The following is a 17,233-nucleotide window of genomic DNA, read 5'->3' on the forward strand; positions in this document are numbered from 1 at the left end:
GTCGGAAATGTGCCCAAAAGGTGAATCCGCTAAGGTGATTATTATGAGCGATGAGACTCAAGAACAGCGCCCCGTCAACGGTAAGAGCATGTACTCTTACATCGCAGACGCGTGGAAGAACCCCCACAAGGGATATGTTAAAGAACTGAACTACGAGAGAAGGATCCAGTGGAGAAGAGAGGATAATTTCCTCCGCATCGAGAGGCCAACCCGCCTCGACAGGGCCAGAGCTCTCGGATTCAAAGCAAAGCAGGGATATGTTATCGTCAGGGCAAGGGTCAGAAAAGGAAACTTCCAGAAGAGAGCTATCACTGCAGGAAGGAGGGCAAAACGCCGCGGTATAAATCAGATGACCGTCGGTAAGAGCCTCCAGAGAATGGCAGAGGAAAGGACAGCCAAAAGATACCCCAACCTCGAAGTCCTGAATTCCTACTGGGTAGGAGCAGACGGACAGCAGGAATGGTATGAGATCATCCTCGTCGATCCAGCACACCCCGTTATCAAAGCAGACCCCAAGATCAACTGGATCTGCAGCAACGTGAACAAGAACCGTGTATACCGCGGACTTACTGGTGCCGGAGTCGCAGGTCGTGGACTCAGAAAGAAGGGTAACGGCGCGGAGAAATCCAGGCCGTCCATCAGGGCAAAACAGTACAGAAAGTAAACCTGTCCTCAAACACTTTACAATTTATTGGTCCGCCCTTTTGGGCGGACCTCACTTACAAAATAAAAGATTCTGAAAAGAATCGCTAAAAATGATTTTGAAAGATCGTTAAGATAATTGTTTTCTTTCAATCTACATCCGAGATCAATGCCATCATCTCAGACACCTTCTCGTCACTCATGCCGATCGTCGGGAAGAACACGGGAAGTCCGTAATTGGAAACATCGACGGTCTCGAGGTCCTTTAGCGATGTACCCCAAACATACCCGTATATCTTCTTCGGGTCATCCTGATCGTTATCTATCGCTCTCAATTCCGGATCGTACTTTTCCAAAATAGAACAGTCTATGTCGCTTCTGACAATGACCTTGCAACCGCGCTTCATCATCAACCAGGCAGAGACTATACCGCGATCGTCGTGAACTTCGGCAACGACGCGCCCCTGTGTGCCCATCGGTAGTCCCGCGTGACATCTTATGTATGAATCGAATATGTAGGTCTTATTGTTCCTAACCTCGACGTAGAATATCTTCTCCGGATGAGTGAGATCCACCTTAAGCCCCTCATTGGACTCGAATATGGCCGATCCGGCCTCGCGCCCGACATCCATACTGGTGAATTGATGATGATTGCCCTCACGCCTTGCCCTCACGGCAAACGTCTGTCCCGGAGAGATCCTACCCTGTGAATATTTTGCAGCCGCCGCACATATGTCATCCATATTTGCAGTTGTGATGTCTGCGATCGACATGGATGCTATGCCGAAGACCTTCTTGAGCGATCTTGCTGCGGCAACTAGATCTGTGGATTCGACAAAAAATCTTGCCTCTCCTTTAGTGACAATGGCCTCCAGTCCATCGGCGGCGAGCATTGAAAGCATGTTCTCTTTCAATCTGTTCTCGAATTTCACCCTTACAGGTATACTTTTGAGACCTATCTCCGCGTACCTTACGAGAATTACTGCCACGCAATAGGGTTAACAATAGACGATATTAAGAGTTTTCACATGAAAAGTTAAAAGGGATGTGAGCATCAATACTTCATGGACCCCATCATAGTGTTCGCACTCGTCATTGTGGGCATATTCGCCGGTGTGATAGGCGCGATGTTCGGGATGGGGGGAGGAATAATCTTTGTTCCTTTTTTGACGATAATCTTCGGTCTGTCCGCCAGCGAAGCCGTGGCTGTGAGTCTTGTCGGGATCGTAGCTTCATCAGTCGGTGCCGCATCTTCCTATGTGAAAGAAGGAAGATCCAACATCAGGCTTGGATTGCTGCTAGAGACCACGACCGTCATAGGTGCGATAATTGGTGCGCTGTTGGCCGGAATAATGTCCAATTGGATGCTCCTATGTGTTTTCTCGGCGATGCTCATCTACAGCGCCTTGCACATGTTGATCCACAAGGAGCATGTGGTCGAACCTGTTGAAGATGACAACGGGCCTCTGGTCTTCCAATACGAAGATGAAAAAGGAGAATCACACAAGTACAAAGTGGATAACGTCAAGGGCGGACTTGCTGGATGCGCAGGCGCTGGAGTATTGGCCTCCATGACCGGCGTGGGTGGAGGTGCAATTAAAGTTCCTATAATGAACATATACATGCACGTACCGATAAAGATCGCAAGTGCGACAAGCAATTATATGATCGGGATAACGTCATTGTCCGGAGCGATAATCTTCTTCATGAACGGCGATGTGCTCCTCGATTATGCTGCAGGAATAGCGATAGGCGCCTTCATAGGTGCGTTGATAGGCGTGAAGGTCTCAGGTTGCATAAAGACGAGCTCCATGAGAAGTTATCTTGCGATCATCCTATTGATCGTGGCCGCCGTAGAACTCATGAAAGCAGGAGGGTTGCTATGAATCCCTCGAAGACGACAGCCTTCGTACTAAGGCTCTTCGTCACTGTGGGAATAATAGTGATGGCTGTAGGACTTATACTTTCAGAACAGGAATACGGCAACACCGTACTTTGGAGCGGCATCCTAATATTGATCTGCGCACCGCTTTTCGGAATATTGACAACGCTGTTTTCCCTCATATCCGAGAAAGATTGGAAATGGGCGAAAGTGGCAATTGTACTGATAATAATCATTACGGCAGATGTCGTAATATCAATCCTTCTCTAATAAATATAAAGAGTGCCATACATTCAGAAAAGGGAGCATTATGGATTTCTCAATAATTCAAATTGCCATAACTGCAGTTCTTATCTGCATCGCCGCCTATGCTCTGTTACGCGCCGTAAAAAGTGAAAGGGCGTGATCGGATGGGACCCGAACTTATCTATGAGGACACCGAGTGCGGTGGTCGTTTCAAACTTATGCTTAATGGTGCTGAGATAGGGTATGTCACATTCGTCAAACTATCTGAGAACATGATCGATCTCAACCATACGGTCGTCAAAAAAGATCATGAAGGACATGGTTACGGAAAACTGCTTGTGAACGCCGTGGTGGAAATGGCCAACAAAAAAGGCCTGATAATCATCCCAAGCTGCTCTTATGCAGAACACATCATGAAAAAGACCAATGAAGATTTGTAAATTCATATTTTAATGATGATTTGGTCAGATGATGTCCTTATGTTCGGACCAAAACGACCATATGGAAAACGCAGATAGAACATATGAGTGCAAGGGATGGGATTTGAACCCAAGAACCACTAAGGATTAGGCCCTGAACCTAACGTCGTTGACCAGGCTTGACTACCCTTGCAACCGGTACGCCTATTGCGTCATTGTAAATAAAAGTGATTGTGCATACCAGTCTCCTGATATGCAATGTTTGAAAATTCAGTACAGGCCTGATTAGGCTTTCATGATCTTCATCCATCCACCAGACTCGTAGATAGCAAGACCCCTTTTCTTGATTATAGTCTCGAATTCGACCCAGTCGATAACATCGAGCCTGTTGTTCTTCCCTTTCGTGAACTGCACACCGCTGGTACCCTTGACCTTACCGGGCTTGAGTCCTTTGTTGTTCGCGATCGTCTTTGCTTTTGCGATATCGATCTTTTCCATGACCATCTTTTTCCCTCCCTCATGCGCCAGGCATGCTGAATGAAATATCCAGATGTTCAATATTTAAATGTTGTCCGAAAAACTGGCCATTCACAGCCATTTTTAAAAATTTTTTACATACAAAGGATAGCCAGGGAAGAACATTCTAATGACAAATAATATCAAGACGATAACCTCTATCTAACCCTATGGGAGAAGAACCGGTCCTCGACCTAAACTCTGCTCGGAATATGTCAATGAGCCCAGAGGAGGTCTTGAAATTCGGAAAGGTATTCGGAAAATTAGGAATATCTGTCGTTATCGGTAGAGACTGCAATCCTGGCAGCATGATGATGATGAATGCGTTCGTAGCTGGGATGCTGTCGGTCGGTACCGAGATATGGGACGCGGGCATCATGCCTACGCCCGCGATCGCATTTGCATCGAAAAACTTCGATTTCTTCGTAATGGTCGGAACACCGGACAGAACAGGCGACCTTCCTAAGGGAAAGATATACAATAAAGACGGATCGCCATTGGATAGGGATTCCCTGAGGGACATCATAAGAAGATACAACGACAATGATTTTCAATTGCAGCCCTACAACAAAACGGGAACCATACATCAAATGAACATGATCGCACAAAATTACATCGAGTACATATCTGCCTCTCACAACGGACGCAGAGCCCCCATAATACTGGATTGCGGATGCGGAAGTACATCCCTATGTGCTCCACATGTACTTGCGAAGATAGGATGCGACCTTATATCCATCAATGCCCAAATAGACGGAGATTTCAGACCCAGGCCTCCTGGAATATCCAACACCGATATTGCTAGCACGAATGAGATCGTAGCATCCAACACAGGAAGCATCGGTATAGCCCTTAACGGAGACGGAACTCATCTGGCCCTGATAGACGAAGCAGGACGGTATGTCTCCCTGGAAGAAATGCTCGCACTCGTTTTGCTGCATACCAAGCCCTCTGTGCTGGTCCTACCTGTGGATATGTCGGCCGTGATAGACGACGCGTTCTATGGTACACTCGATGTTAACCCGAATTTAAAAAATGCAGCCTCACACAAAATAATCAGGACCGATGGAACATTGGAATCCACCACGAAAGCCCTCAAAGAAGAGGGGTCCGGGATCGGCGTGACGAATGACGGAGCGTTCATATTCTCTGAATCCTCGCTATGTCCAGATGCGATACACACCAGCATAATCATCTCCGAGATCGCCAGCAAGAACAGTATAAGAGATATAATCTCATCACTTCCTAAATACGTGATCGTGAATGACGTCATACATTTCTCAGGAAATCGTGAGGTTTTCACCAAAAAAATAAACGATAAGCTTACCAGCATCGAATCCAAGAGTGTCTTCGCCATCAAAGGTTGGAGAGTGGAGATGAGGAACGGATGGTTCACGATATCCTTCAACGAGGACATCCCCGATTACATTAACCTCGTATCAGAATCCAGGGACAAGGCCTATGCCATCACCATGATGGAAATGGCAAAGAGCCTGGTCTTCAGATGCGTCTGATCAGAAAACCACTTCGAGCTTGACTTCCTCACCGTTCGAATTGTAGGCTCTCCAACTCTTCCTGTCGTAAGGCTGACAGGTGATGAAATGGACACCTCCCATCTGACTGAAGAACGTAAGGTCCGCATTGGAAGGTTGATTGGAGAACCCTGGATGCGAATGCGCACTACCTGATCTACTGTAATCTATCGGTGTCATCCACTCGTTGATGAAACTGTGACTTTCTCCGAAAATGGATCCGGGCACAAGCAACATTTCTGTAACCACGCCTTCCTCCGCCCTATGATAACAGATGAATTCGTCAGGATAGGTGGATTTTGCGGATTCGTTGAAACCATCAATGAAATCGACGCTTACTCCGTATAATTTCTTCATATCGTGTTCACCAGCTTCTCACGTACACGCCTATAGAACTCTGTATTGAATCTTATGAATCTTGACTTACGGCCGGATGCACTTATGTCTATGGAGGATCTGCCTGCCATCTGGAACTCCTCCTGACCATCTGTTACGATGAGACATCCCTTGTCCATGATGGATTCCACCGTGACCTTCGCCCCCAACGGTACCACGAATGGTCTGGATGCGAACTTGTAAGCGGCCATTGGAACTATTACCATGCCGTTGACATTTGGATCGATTATCGGGGCACCGAGGCTCATCGCATAACAGGTGGAACCTGTTGGTGTGGAAACGATTATCCCGTCCGCACGTACCTCTGTCATCAAGTTATCGTTCACGTAGACCTTGAAATGCCTTATCTTGGCAATAGAATCGGTGTGGACCACGACCTCATTGACAGCATCTGCAAGATCCATACCGTTATAACGCGCCACGACCCTGGTTCTATCCTCTATGGTATATTCTCCGCGACGAAGCTTTGCGATCCCGTCCTCTATATCTTTGACATCTATCTCTGCAAGGAAACCTACGCCTCCGGCATTGATGCCGATCAAAGGCGCAGTATTATTGTTGAGCGCCCTTAGAATGGTCCCATCACCTCCGATGGTGATGATTATGTCCACTTTCATCTCACAGATCGGACATCCTTTTATCCCGAATTCCTTGGCGATGGCATCATCCAAGATTATATCTTCACCGTCGAGCGCGTTCATCACACGTTTTGTATATTCCTTGACGGTCGGTATGTTGATATTGGCACTTATTCCGTATCTGGCCTTTTCCTTGGGACTTTCCTTTCTCATTATGAAATCGTAAACTTTCCTGTCGCCGAATGCGATGAAATTCGAACGTATCTCCAAATCGAACGGCATATTCAAAGGATTTCCCTGAAGGTCCATGACCTCCCCTCCCGCTTCTTTGAGCAGAAGATAACTGGCAGCGATGTCGACGACCCTTATGGCGCGGGTGTACTTCTCGGAATACATCATGTACCCATCCGCCTGTCCTTCCGCAACGAGTTCCATCTCCAAGGATGCACATCCGTATGAACGTGAGGACTTGACCCTCTTGACCAATGCAAAACTGTCAGGATGGGCCCCGTTGCCGAGATATATCATCATGAACAGGTCGTCCATGTCGGAATTCTTCTTGGCTTTTATAGGGAGGCCGTTCTTGAACGCACCTTTTCCCTTCTCTGCGGTCATAACATCACCGGTAACAAGATTCTTGAGATACGCTGTGTGTATGCCCCTCAGATCATTCTTGCCTATGGCCATGGATATTGTGAACAGAGGGACCCCTGCCACTGCGTTGGATGTCCCGTCGATGGGATCTAGGACCATTGTCTCCTCCGCACCGTTGTCGACATAGCCTATCTCCTCACTGAGGACGTTCAGAGGTATGTTGTTCCTCGTGATGTAGTCCAAGACCGTGTTCTCTGCTATCTTGTCTATCTGAGATGTGTCCGTGCCGTCGGCCCCCATCCCCAAACAGTATCCCTTTTCGCAGGATGGGATCTTTGCGATTGCCTCCCCGACAGCATCCGCGATGCAGGCGAGGGTCTCCATGAGTGTCATGATGAGCACATATAGCGTACCCTCGCTTTTTAGGATTTTGTAAGCAAAACAATTGTTGTTATATCCGGATGGCATCCTGGATCACATGCAGCCTTTGGACGGGACCGATGAGACCGTGTTCTCGGAACGCGGCAGGATCTATACTCTCTCAGCGGACCCTGGCAACAGGGTCTACGGAGAGAGGCTGACGACCGTCAGAGGCAAAGAATACAGAGAATGGTCCCCTCAAAGAAGCAAACTTTCTGCCTATATCACCAACGGCGGCAAGGAATTCCCATTCACCAAGAGCAGCAAGGTCCTATACTTGGGAGCGTCAAGCGGCACGACCCCCTCCCATGTATCGGATATCGTATCCGAAGGAAAGGTCTACTGCGTGGAATTCGCCCCTAGGATGTTCAGGGACCTAGTCGGAACATGCGACCGCAGACCGAACATGATACCTATCCTCGCGGATGCCACGAACCCATCGGAATACCAATTCATGATAGACACCGTAGATATCGTCTATGCGGATGTAGCTCAAAAGAATCAAGCGGACATAATAGCGAACAACCTTGATCAGTTCAACGCCAAGAACGGCATGGTGGCAATAAAGGCCAGATCGGAGGATGTGACCTCGGACCCTAGAACGATATTCAAGATCGCCGAGGAAAGACTCAAAAACAGAGGATTCCGGATATTGGACTCGAGAAGTCTGGAACCTTTCGAGAATTCCCACCAGATGATCGTGTTCAGGAAGGATTGAATGACGAAAAGGACCGTGTATTCCGTAGCCTTCAAAGACGAAAAATTCCTGATGGTCTACCACCCTAAAAGAAAAGGTTGGGAGATGCCAGGTGGAAGTGTGGAGAACGGCGAGACCGTAGAAGAGGCCGCAAAAAGAGAATTCCTCGAAGAATCTGGATATTCCATAGAGATCGTTAGAACAAGGGATCTTGGACCTTGCGATGTCTGTGCCTGCAGACTCCTGAACAAGGTAACGGACGAATGCGAGATGGCATCAGAACTTTTCACTGAGATACCTTCAGAACTCTCCTTCGATAGGTCAGAATACGAAGAGACCATACCCTGGGCAAGGTCCGTCCTAAAGGAGTAAATACGCATAATATATCACGTATTTTGGAGATAACATGGTATTCTGTCCCAACTGCGGAGCAAACAACGATACCGGTTCGAAATACTGTGCCGTGTGCGGAAAGGAATTCCCCAATCAAAATGCGGGATTCAATCCTTCCGACACCACAAGAAGCGATCCCAATTCGTGTTGCAACACGAAATACGAAGAAAAGAGCATGGCCTTGGCGGTGTTCTTCAGCATCCTATTGCCTGGACTTGGAGTGATATATGTAGGGAAGACCACCGAAGGATTGATGATGTTAATCCTCGCAGTATTGTGTCTAATCTTAGGATTCTTCTTCGTATTGCCCTGGTTCGGTTGCGTTGTGATCTGGCTAGTATCTCTGGTATACACGGCAGTGAAAGCCGGCGAATATAACAACAAACTAAGCAGCACAGGTCAGCCACCCTGGTGATACTAGTATAAAAGTGAACCTTTTAATACTCGGTATCATTTGGTATGCTCAAGCCTCGCCGCCTATATAATGATCGGAGAATCAACATATGGCAAGAATGCAAACAAGAAGAAAAGGTAAGTCTTGCTCAAGACGCCCCATGATCAGCGAAAACCCAGCTTGGGTACCCCTCAACGCCACCGAAATCGAGGAGCTCACTGAGAAGTTCGCCAAAGAAGGAATGGTGTCTGCTAAAATCGGACTCGTTCTCAGAGACCAGTATGGAGTTCCCAATGTCAGATTGGCAACTGGAAAGAACCTAACTGAGATCATGGAGGAAAGAGGAGTTTTATCTTCCCTGCCAGAGGATCTCGCGAACCTCATGAGACGCGCCATCGACCTTAATGTTCACGTAAAAGAGCACAAGGGAGATTACGCCAACAAAAGAGGACTCGAGTTGATCGAAGCTAGGATCAGAAGGCTTGAACGCTACTACAAAAAGAATGGCGTCATACCGAAGACCTGGAAATATTCGCTCAACAACGCAGAGCTAATGCTTAAGTGAGAAATTATGGACGAATTCGTCCTACCTCCCAAACTTTTTTCCCATTTATCTCAAGCTGCAAACATAGTTCGCAGCCATGATTTTATTCAGATATTCTCACATTATGATGCAGACGGCATCTCGGCCGCTGCCATCGTAGCAAAGGCCTTATTGCGTGAGAAAAAAGAATTCAGAGTAACATTGTTCACTACACTCAATGATCCAAATATGGAAATCATAAAGAGCACTGCGGCAGAATGTATGATCATAACAGACCTCGGCGCATCCTACATCAAAGAATTCGATGCAATGAACTGTGATGTGATCGTTCTGGATCACCACACCATATGCGACCAGGCGAAGAGGATATGCTATGCCAACCCGCATCTTTACAACATAGACGGGATGACCTCTGGTTGCGGTGCCACGATGGCGCTGCTGTTCGCTGTCACCTTGAACGAAAAGAATTGGGATCTGGTTCAGATCGCCTTCGCTGGTATCGCGGGAGACAGACAGCATATCAACGGCCTTTCTGGCCTTAACACATATCTTTTGGATGAGGGAACGAAGAGAGGATTCATAGAGGTCACAGATGGCTCCTTGATACCCATCGGAGAACTTACGGCCGAGCTCTTCACATCCACAGACCCGTATATACGTGGAGTGAGCGGGAGCGTCGACGGTGTGGCTAAACTTCTGGATGATGCGGGCATAGAACACACCAAACACTTCAAAGACCTGACCGAGAACGAGAAAAGAAGGCTTACCTCACTGATAACCGTAAAATTGGTACAGCAGGGAGTTTCACTGCAAACCCTGATGGAGGTCTCTCACACGAGATATTATCTGTCCGAATGGAAAATGGATGCCGAAGCACTTTCATCCTTACTCAACGGATGCGGACGCCTGGGACTTATGGGCGTGGGCGTGGGAGCAGGTTTAGGTGACAAGGAATGCCTTAGAAAAGCAAAGGACATAGAGACAGAATCCAAGAAACAGACCATCAACGGTGTTCTGATCATCGATAGGATCGGATTGACCCAGATGAAGAACATTCAATGGTTCGACAGTTCGACTTCAGGGTTCACCGGAATGATATGCGGCATTGCTATGCAGTTCATTGGCGACCACAGAAAACCTACAATCGGTATCAACAGTTCAGAAGGTCTTGCTAAAGTTTCATCCAGAGGGATGTGGGAACAGCTCGACAGAGGTGTCGACCTTTCCAAAGCACTCAAGATCGCCTGCGAATCGGTAGGCGGTAACGGTGGCGGTCATAAGATAGCCAGCGGCGGTTCTTTCGATCCTTCCAAGATCCAAGAATTCCTAAATAACTTGGATAAGGTGGTAGGAGAACAACAGGTCACCGCCAAGTGACCCTAACCTCATCGGTCCTGAATCTTTGTCTCACCACGGTGTCGTTGATATTCATCCTGACACCTGAATTATACATTATATTGCCCAACCAAGCGATCATCGCACCATTGTCCATGCAGAATCTCCTGTCGGGACAGAACATCTTTGCCCCGCGTTCCTTGGCCATGGTATCGACCATCTCGCGAAGACGCATGTTCTGTGCCACCCCTCCGCCCAACAGGACCTCTTCCTTGCCTATGTGCGCCATGGCACGTTCTGTGACCTCTGTCAGCATCCCAAAGGCTGTCTCCTGTATCGAGAAGGCTATGTCCTCTACACGCTCGCCTTTATTGCTGAATGCGAGTGCGGCCGTCATTATACCGGAGAAGGCCATATCCATACCTTTCACTGAATAAGGAAGCTCTAAAAGCTTGTCTCCCTGCTTGGCCAATTTCTCTATCGTGGGGCCTGCGTAATATCCTAGCCCGAGTTCCCTTCCCAATTTATCGAGCATATTTCCTATGCCCACATCCTGAGTTTCACCGAATATACGATATCTCTCATCGGAATATGCGATGATCTGGGTATTCCCTCCGGATGCGTAAAGGAGCACCGGGTCCGTACATCCTGTGGTCGCATTGCCTATCTCAATATGCGCGATACAATGATTGACGCCTATTATCGGAATTTCCAATATGCTTGAAAGCGAACGCGCTGCTGTAGCGGCCACCCTGAGACACGGGCCGAGCCCTGGACCCATGGAGAATGAAATGAGGTCCACATCATGGAGTGATACCTTTGCTTCCTCTGCAGACCTGGTGATTATACTTGAGACCACATCCGCATGATGATTGGCTGCCTCTCTCGGATGGAGCCCACCCTCTGGAGGCTTATACATGTCCAACACATTGGACAGGACCTTCCTCTCGGAATCCACGATGCCTACGCCCAAAGTATGGGCCGTTCCCTCGATGCCTAGTGTGATCATCTGTCCCGCTGATTCGGTTCTTACAATAAATATGTGGTCCTCGGGACCTCACTCCATATGGATAAGCTCATCCTTTGGAGGTTTCCAATTCTTCATCAATGTCCTCAATAATGTAATTCCCCAAACACCCATGATCAGCGACCCCAATATCTCTGAGATCGTGACGCCCCACCACATATACGTTACAACACCAAATGTGGCAAGATACAAACACACCGGTACCTGAAAGATATTTCTGATCACTGTGGATATCAATGATTTGATGCCTAACCCCAATGATTGGAAGAACCCGGAACTTACAAAACCCAGTGCTAGGAATGGAAGGAACAATCCCATTATCCTCAACGTATTGACCATATCTTCCCTCAAAAATATGGTATTGTCAGAATAAGAGAATAATATGCATATCTGCGGAGCAAAAACGTATATCAAAACCATTAGCGCTAACATGACCACTATCATTACCTTCAAGGCATAGTAATACGCGATATTGATCCTATCATAACGCTTCGCACCATAGCTTGCAGCACACACTGGCACTATCGCCCATGACATTGCCATAAGAGGAATTGTAGCAATGTCTATGATCCTCCACACACTTGAATACACAGCAACTGAGTCCGTACCGCCGACGTCGTTGATGATCGTATTCATCAGCATAGCGACCACAGAGATCATTATCATCTCCATTGCAGCAGGCAATCCCACGGACAATATGTCCTTAGAAATTATTTTATCAATTTTGAATTTCTTGAATGACAGCCTGAGGTATGTGTCTTTTTTTATCTTATACCAATAGACGCACATCAATAAAGGTATCCCCATCGCAACAATAGTGGCCAACGCAGCACCAGCAAGACCCCAGTCGAACACATAAATGAATATAGGGTCAAGAACGATGTTTATTGCTGCTCCCGCTATCTGTATGTTCATGGATCTTTTCGCTGAACCTTCTGACCGTAATAGACTGGAAAAATAGCTAGAAAGGAATATCACAACGGTGCCGGCAATTATGGGTATTATGTACGCCAAACACTCATCTTCTATCCCTGCTCCACCGATCTTTCCGATCAAGAAGGGAGTTATCAACAACATGAGGACGGTCATGATAACGCCGCAGATTATCACAAGTATCATTCCCTGGACCGCGGCCTTGTCTGCTCCTTCCACATCCTTGGAACCTATCCTTCTGGCTATTGCTTGAGAAGCTCCAACACCTATACCGCTGCCTATGGCGATGAGTATGAAGAATATCGGGAAGACGACACCCAAAGCGGCCAAAGCATCTGAACCAAGACCAGTGACCCAAACGGCATCGATGACATTGTTGAGTGTCTGAATGATCAAAGCAACAGATATTGGAATTATCATTGCTATGATGGCCTTTTTGGGGTCTCCAGTTAGGATGTTAACATCCTTGGTTCTTCTAGATGTCTCTTCCATATATTGCCCCCCAGCGTCAGCCCGTACATATATCTGTTTCTTTTTAAAGATTGAAAAGAGCCACTCTCAGAAAGTTTAATAAGGATAAGCGAATACACGGTCACGCTGGGCTCGTGGTCTAGGGGTTATGACGCCACCTTGACATGGTGGAGGTCGCCGGTTCAAATCCGGCCGGGCCCACCACTTTTATCATTTATGCTTTGACAGGAATGACGATTTGGATCCTTTGTATTCCAATCAAAAACAAATATTTTTTGTATTATGCTTGAAAAAAATAGTTTCATAAAAGAACTATGTTCTCACTCAGAATGACATCGTCATGCGTCCTCTTCCCAAGGATCTTCATGATCTTATCGCTGTGTATCCCCCTTATGCGATAGATCTCCTCAGAACTATAGTTTGGGATGCCCTTGGCGACCACTTCGTCATTGCAGACGATCTCGATCACATCTCCCTTTGAGAATTGTCCTTTGATATCCTTCACTCCCACTGGGAGAAGGGATTTATGGGACTCCAAGGCCTTCAATGCACCTTCGTCGATCACAATGGTGCCTGCGGCGTGGGCGGCTTTGACCCAGCGCCTCTTCTTGCTGATACAGATATCGGAAACGAATATCGTTCCGACTTCCTGTCCAGTGGCCGCCTTTATCAGCATGTCCTCCATCTCGTTGGAGACTATTATCATCCTGCATCCTGCATCCCTGCATATCTCAGCGGCCCTGATCTTGGTCTTCATGCCCCCTGTGCCGACGCGAGATGTGGTGTCTCCGGCCGCGCCAGCTATGTCCTCGGTTATCTCTGTGACCGCGGGAATGAGTTTGGCATCAGGATGGATCTTTGGATTCTTATCATAGAGCCCGGCGACATCGGAGACGATTATCAGGAGATCGGCATCTATCCTGCTGGCTATCACAGCGGACAAGGTATCATTGTCACCGAACACCGGACCTATCTCCTTCACACATATCGCATCGTTCTCGTTGAATATCGGGACGACATCGTTCTCCAACAACGCATCTATCGTGTTGTTCAGATTCAACACGGTCTCCCTGTCAGAGTAATCATCCAATGTTATGAGTATCTGGGCGACGACGATGCCGTACTTCTGGAAACTATCATTCCATTTCTGCATGAGTATGCTTTGGCCGACCGATGCGGCAGCCTGTCTGATGGGTATCTCCTTGGGCTTCGGCTTCACCTTCATGGCCTTCAAGCCTATGCCTATGGCCCCAGAAGTGACGATCAGGACCTCCTTCCCCAGATCCCTGAGGTATTTGACCTGAGCCGCCACGGAGTCCATGAACATCGATGATGCCGTGTCCCCGCCCATCGTTATCGATGTGGTGCCCACTTTGATGACGACCCTGTCAACATCTCCCAGAAGATCCTTCCTGTCAGCCATTTGATCACAACTCGAATTTCTTGTCCAACGACCTATGGGTGAATTTCTTAGCATCCTTGCCCACATAGTCCTTGACGACCTGACCTTTACCCACTAGGATGTACTTGTAGATCATCAGGCCCTCCATCCCCACCGGACCGCGGGAATGTATCTTGTTGGTGCTGATACCGACCTCCGCACCCTTGCCGAATCTGTAACCGTCCGCGAATCTTGTGGAGGCGTTGATGAACACGTCTGCGGAGTCCACCCATTTGGCGAATTCCATCTGCCTCTCTTTATCCTCTGTTATTATGGCATCTGTATGATGCGATCCGTGGAGATTTATGAAATCTATGGCATCCTTGATCGAATCGACTATCTTTATCGAGACTATGAGATCGCCGTATTCGGTGTCCCAATCCTTGTCTGTGGCCGGCACCGTGTTGAAATCACTCAGTATCTCCTTCGCCCAGCTATCGACCCTCATCTCCACCTTATTCTCGGAATAAAGTTCTGCCATCTCCGGAAGGAAATCCTCGGCGATATCCTTGTTCACGAGCAAGGTCTCCATCGCATTGCATACTGCGGGATACTGGACCTTGGAATCGAATGCCACCTTGAGCGCCAGATCGATGTCCGCGTATCTGTCCACATACACATGACAGATGCCTGCGGCGTGCCCCAGGACGGGGATCTTGGTGTTGTTCTGGATGTAACTGACGAACTCGTTGGAGCCTCTCGGAATCAGGAGGTCTATGTACTTGTCCAAAGTGAGTATGGATGAGATGTCCTCTCTCGTCTCCATCAGGACGAACGCCTCTTTGGGTATTCCGGCCTTGGATGCCGCTTCGACAAGTATCTCGAACAGGACCTTTATCGTGTTGAGGGCCTCGGAACCGCCCTTGAATGCGACGGCGTTGCCGCTCTTTATGCAAAGGGAAAGTATCTGCGGGACGACATCAGGACGCGATTCGAATATCACTCCCAGGAGTCCGATCGGACATCTCACCTGGTAGAGTACGAGATCGTCGTCCAGCTCCAATGTGGACATCGTCTCGCCCACAGGGTCTGCGAATTTCACAACATCGTTTATACCATCTATCATGCCAGTGATCTTCTCGTCGTTGACCTTGAGCCTCTTTACCATGGGATCGGTGATCTTGCCTTGGGCCTTCATGACCTCCGCGGCCTCCATGTCCTTCGCATTGGCGGCAAGGATGTCTGCGCGATGACCGTCCAGGGCGAGCGCCATCGCTTTGAGCGCATCGTTCTTGATCGATGTATCGATGACGGCCAATTTGAGCGCAGCCTGCTTCGCACCCGTGATCTGTATGATGATGTGAGTCATGTCCCTTCGACACCTGGATTGCCTTCATCTCTTAAAGAGTTTGATAAAAGGAACAATCCTTTAATAGGTAAAGTGGATTGTTTCCGCCAGAGCCGAGGTAGCCAAGCCCGGTATGGCGGTGGTCTCGAAAACCACTGGTCCTAGACCTCGGGAGTTCGAATCTCTCCCTCGGCGCCATTACATTTTAAAAATTCGATGATTTTCTTAAACGACGCATAAACCGATAGAATATACCAAAATTACAAAATGGAAATTTTCCTTCCCATGCACTCAATTACGCCAACGACCAATGCGTTCCCCATCACAAAATATCTCTGACGATCCGTCATTCCAACATCTGTCCAACCATCGGGGAATCCGTTGATACGTTCACATTCCAACGGCGTTAATCTCCTCAGACGACCTGTATTTGGATCACATATCAAATGACTGGACCTATTGACCGTTCCTTCACTTGTAAGCATTGTACGAGCAGGCATATCAAGATTATCTGGGAAAGATATTGCACCCTCAGAATAACAGTATTTGTGACCTTGTTTACTAGTACGTTCCAATTTTTTTGATCCTTTTAGATACTTCCATTTATCTGGATCCTTAATGTAATATCTCTCATCAACATCACTCTCAAGAATGGTTCTAAGCATGATCTGATCTTCTGATCTAACAGGAACGATTTCACGAGTGTAGACCCTTTTACCTTTCATTACGCCTGCACTAAAGAACGACTCTTCAAAAGAATCAGAAAGATCCACAAGCGTGGGATAATCTTTATCTGATATACTGAATTCATTGACCTTTTTCTGTATCGGCATTCCTTTCACGGGAAATATATCGGCAAAGAATCCTTCAGTAGATACAATCTCTTCGAATCCGAGGTCCTCTACGGATTTCACAAAATCTAAATCTTTTTTGCATGCAAATATGAATGTTCTCCGCCTTCTTTGCACCATTCCGTAATCTGCTGCATTAATCACACGCCACTCAACATAATAGCCATTATCTGCCAAACATCTCAGTATGACACCAAAATCACGTCCTCTTTGAGAGGCTGGCGATTTCAATAACCGATCTACATTCTCTAATAGTACATACTTGGGAGAATGTGCCTTGATGATATCATCGATATGCCACCAAAGAACACCCTTCTTACCTTCTATTCCTTTTGCACCAGTACTTGCAACGGAATAATCCTGACATGGAAAACCTCCCACTAGAAGATCGTGATCAGGCACGTTCTTTTTTGCAATGCCAATGTCCTCATTGACATTCTTGGAACCTTTTCCTGAGAAATGCGAATTATAACAATTAAAGGCAAATTGAGTTTTGGAATCTGGCTCCCATTGATCTGCCCATATGGTCTCAAACCGATCTGATGCAGTCTCCAAACCGACGCGGAACCCCCCCACGCCTGCAAATAATTCGACCACTCGGATCTTCTCGACCATAAAATGGTGAATGAACATT

At 47.5% G+C, this 17,233-nt stretch carries 19 protein-coding genes and 3 tRNA genes; 12 read left to right on the forward strand and 10 right to left on the reverse strand.

Translation table 11 applies throughout. The annotated features are described in order from the left end of the window. The first annotated feature begins 43 nt into the window (after window positions 1-43). Window positions 44-664 (forward strand): 50S ribosomal protein L15e, encoded by a 621-nt coding sequence (locus KRP56_07440; protein ID UAL07629.1) that lies wholly within the window; start codon window positions 44-46, stop codon window positions 662-664. A gap of 127 nt (window positions 665-791) precedes the next feature. Here KRP56_07440 and KRP56_07445 read toward each other — a convergent pair whose 3' ends face one another. After that, entirely contained in the window at window positions 792-1,631 is an 840-nt protein-coding gene (locus tag KRP56_07445) for a hypothetical protein (GenBank protein UAL07630.1), read from the reverse strand. 75 nt (window positions 1,632-1,706) lie between these two features. On the opposite strand from KRP56_07445, the gene KRP56_07450 reads away from it, so the two are divergent. The 3 genes from KRP56_07450 to KRP56_07460 all read left to right on the forward strand — a co-directional run bounded on the left by KRP56_07450 (window position 1,707) and on the right by KRP56_07460 (window position 3,210). Next, a complete protein-coding gene (locus KRP56_07450; GenBank protein UAL07631.1) occupies window positions 1,707-2,528 on the forward strand; it encodes a sulfite exporter TauE/SafE family protein in 822 nt (273 codons plus the stop codon). Continuing rightward, window positions 2,525-2,794 (forward strand): DUF1634 domain-containing protein, encoded by a 270-nt coding sequence (locus tag KRP56_07455; GenBank protein UAL07632.1) that lies wholly within the window; start codon window positions 2,525-2,527, stop codon window positions 2,792-2,794. The genes KRP56_07450 and KRP56_07455 overlap by 4 nt, the downstream gene beginning before the upstream one ends. 140 nt (window positions 2,795-2,934) lie before the next feature. Next, the gene (locus KRP56_07460; GenBank protein UAL07633.1) at window positions 2,935-3,210 is read left to right on the forward strand and encodes an N-acetyltransferase; all 276 of its coding nucleotides are present in this window, start codon (window positions 2,935-2,937) and stop codon (window positions 3,208-3,210) included. A gap of 88 nt (window positions 3,211-3,298) precedes the next feature. On the opposite strand, the gene KRP56_07465 is transcribed toward KRP56_07460, so the two are convergent. Together KRP56_07465 and KRP56_07470 are read right to left on the reverse strand one after the other, a co-directional pair. Continuing rightward, window positions 3,299-3,382: transfer RNA gene (locus KRP56_07465), tRNA-Leu, on the reverse strand. A 92-nt stretch (window positions 3,383-3,474) separates the two neighbouring features. After that, window positions 3,475-3,687 (reverse strand): hypothetical protein, encoded by a 213-nt coding sequence (locus KRP56_07470; protein UAL08507.1) that lies wholly within the window; start codon window positions 3,685-3,687, stop codon window positions 3,475-3,477. A gap of 188 nt (window positions 3,688-3,875) precedes the next feature. Here KRP56_07470 and KRP56_07475 point away from each other — a divergent pair, with 188 nt between their 5' ends. After that, window positions 3,876-5,219 carry a hypothetical protein gene (locus KRP56_07475; GenBank protein ID UAL07634.1) on the forward strand — a complete coding sequence of 448 codons (1,344 nt, stop codon included), beginning with the start codon at window positions 3,876-3,878 and terminating at the stop codon, window positions 5,217-5,219. On the opposite strand, the gene KRP56_07480 is transcribed toward KRP56_07475, so the two are convergent. After that, window positions 5,220-5,594: a Mov34/MPN/PAD-1 family protein gene (locus tag KRP56_07480; GenBank protein UAL07635.1), complete on the reverse strand. Its 375-nt coding sequence runs from the start codon at window positions 5,592-5,594 to the stop codon at window positions 5,220-5,222. Continuing rightward, the gene (locus tag KRP56_07485; GenBank protein ID UAL08508.1) at window positions 5,591-7,201 is read right to left on the reverse strand and encodes an NAD(+)/NADH kinase; all 1,611 of its coding nucleotides are present in this window, start codon (window positions 7,199-7,201) and stop codon (window positions 5,591-5,593) included. The genes KRP56_07480 and KRP56_07485 overlap by 4 nt, the downstream gene beginning before the upstream one ends. Window positions 7,202-7,283: 82 nt before the next feature. On the opposite strand from KRP56_07485, the gene KRP56_07490 reads away from it, so the two are divergent. From KRP56_07490 to KRP56_07510, 5 genes are all read left to right on the forward strand, one after another. After that, window positions 7,284-7,943 carry a fibrillarin-like rRNA/tRNA 2'-O-methyltransferase gene (locus tag KRP56_07490; protein ID UAL07636.1) on the forward strand — a complete coding sequence of 220 codons (660 nt, stop codon included), beginning with the start codon at window positions 7,284-7,286 and terminating at the stop codon, window positions 7,941-7,943. Beyond that, on the forward strand, window positions 7,944-8,294 hold the full coding sequence (locus KRP56_07495) for an NUDIX domain-containing protein (protein ID UAL07637.1): 351 nt from the start codon (window positions 7,944-7,946) through the stop codon (window positions 8,292-8,294). A gap of 34 nt (window positions 8,295-8,328) precedes the next feature. Next, a complete protein-coding gene (locus tag KRP56_07500) occupies window positions 8,329-8,730 on the forward strand; it encodes a zinc-ribbon domain-containing protein (GenBank protein UAL07638.1) in 402 nt (133 codons plus the stop codon). 88 nt (window positions 8,731-8,818) lie between these two features. Next, window positions 8,819-9,274 (forward strand): 30S ribosomal protein S15, encoded by a 456-nt coding sequence (locus KRP56_07505; GenBank protein ID UAL07639.1) that lies wholly within the window; start codon window positions 8,819-8,821, stop codon window positions 9,272-9,274. A 6-nt stretch (window positions 9,275-9,280) separates the two neighbouring features. Continuing rightward, window positions 9,281-10,630, forward strand: coding sequence for a DHH family phosphoesterase (locus KRP56_07510; GenBank protein UAL07640.1), 1,350 nt, complete (start codon window positions 9,281-9,283; stop codon window positions 10,628-10,630). Here the strand turns inward: KRP56_07510 and KRP56_07515 are convergent. Both KRP56_07515 and KRP56_07520 read right to left on the reverse strand, forming a co-directional pair. Beyond that, window positions 10,617-11,597 carry a bifunctional N(6)-L-threonylcarbamoyladenine synthase/serine/threonine protein kinase gene (locus tag KRP56_07515; GenBank protein ID UAL07641.1) on the reverse strand — a complete coding sequence of 327 codons (981 nt, stop codon included), beginning with the start codon at window positions 11,595-11,597 and terminating at the stop codon, window positions 10,617-10,619. The two genes, KRP56_07510 and KRP56_07515, sit on opposite strands and share 14 nt — an antisense overlap. A 48-nt stretch (window positions 11,598-11,645) precedes the next feature. Beyond that, entirely contained in the window at window positions 11,646-13,040 is a 1,395-nt protein-coding gene (locus tag KRP56_07520; GenBank protein UAL07642.1) for an MATE family efflux transporter, read from the reverse strand. 107 nt (window positions 13,041-13,147) lie between these two features. Between KRP56_07520 and KRP56_07525 the strand changes: the two genes are divergently transcribed. After that, a tRNA-Val gene (locus KRP56_07525) sits at window positions 13,148-13,223 on the forward strand. Window positions 13,224-13,320: 97 nt separating this feature from the next. Here KRP56_07525 and proB read toward each other — a convergent pair. Both proB and KRP56_07535 read right to left on the reverse strand, forming a co-directional pair. After that, window positions 13,321-14,442 carry a glutamate 5-kinase gene (proB, locus tag KRP56_07530; GenBank protein ID UAL07643.1) on the reverse strand — a complete coding sequence of 374 codons (1,122 nt, stop codon included), beginning with the start codon at window positions 14,440-14,442 and terminating at the stop codon, window positions 13,321-13,323. A 4-nt stretch (window positions 14,443-14,446) separates the two neighbouring features. Continuing rightward, complete coding sequence (locus KRP56_07535; GenBank protein UAL07644.1) at window positions 14,447-15,769, reverse strand: glutamate-5-semialdehyde dehydrogenase; 1,323 nt, start codon at window positions 15,767-15,769, stop codon at window positions 14,447-14,449. Between the two features lie 91 nt (window positions 15,770-15,860). On the opposite strand from KRP56_07535, the gene KRP56_07540 reads away from it, so the two are divergent. Then, a tRNA-Ser gene (locus tag KRP56_07540) sits at window positions 15,861-15,946 on the forward strand. A 62-nt stretch (window positions 15,947-16,008) separates the two neighbouring features. Here KRP56_07540 and dcm read toward each other — a convergent pair. Further along, window positions 16,009-17,214 (reverse strand): DNA (cytosine-5-)-methyltransferase, encoded by a 1,206-nt coding sequence (dcm, locus tag KRP56_07545; GenBank protein ID UAL07645.1) that lies wholly within the window; start codon window positions 17,212-17,214, stop codon window positions 16,009-16,011. Between the last annotated feature and the right edge of the window lie 19 nt (window positions 17,215-17,233).

Source organism: Candidatus Methanogranum gryphiswaldense (assembly GCA_019262145.1).
Classification (GTDB): Archaea; Thermoplasmatota; Thermoplasmata; order Methanomassiliicoccales; family Methanomethylophilaceae; genus Methanogranum; species Methanogranum gryphiswaldense.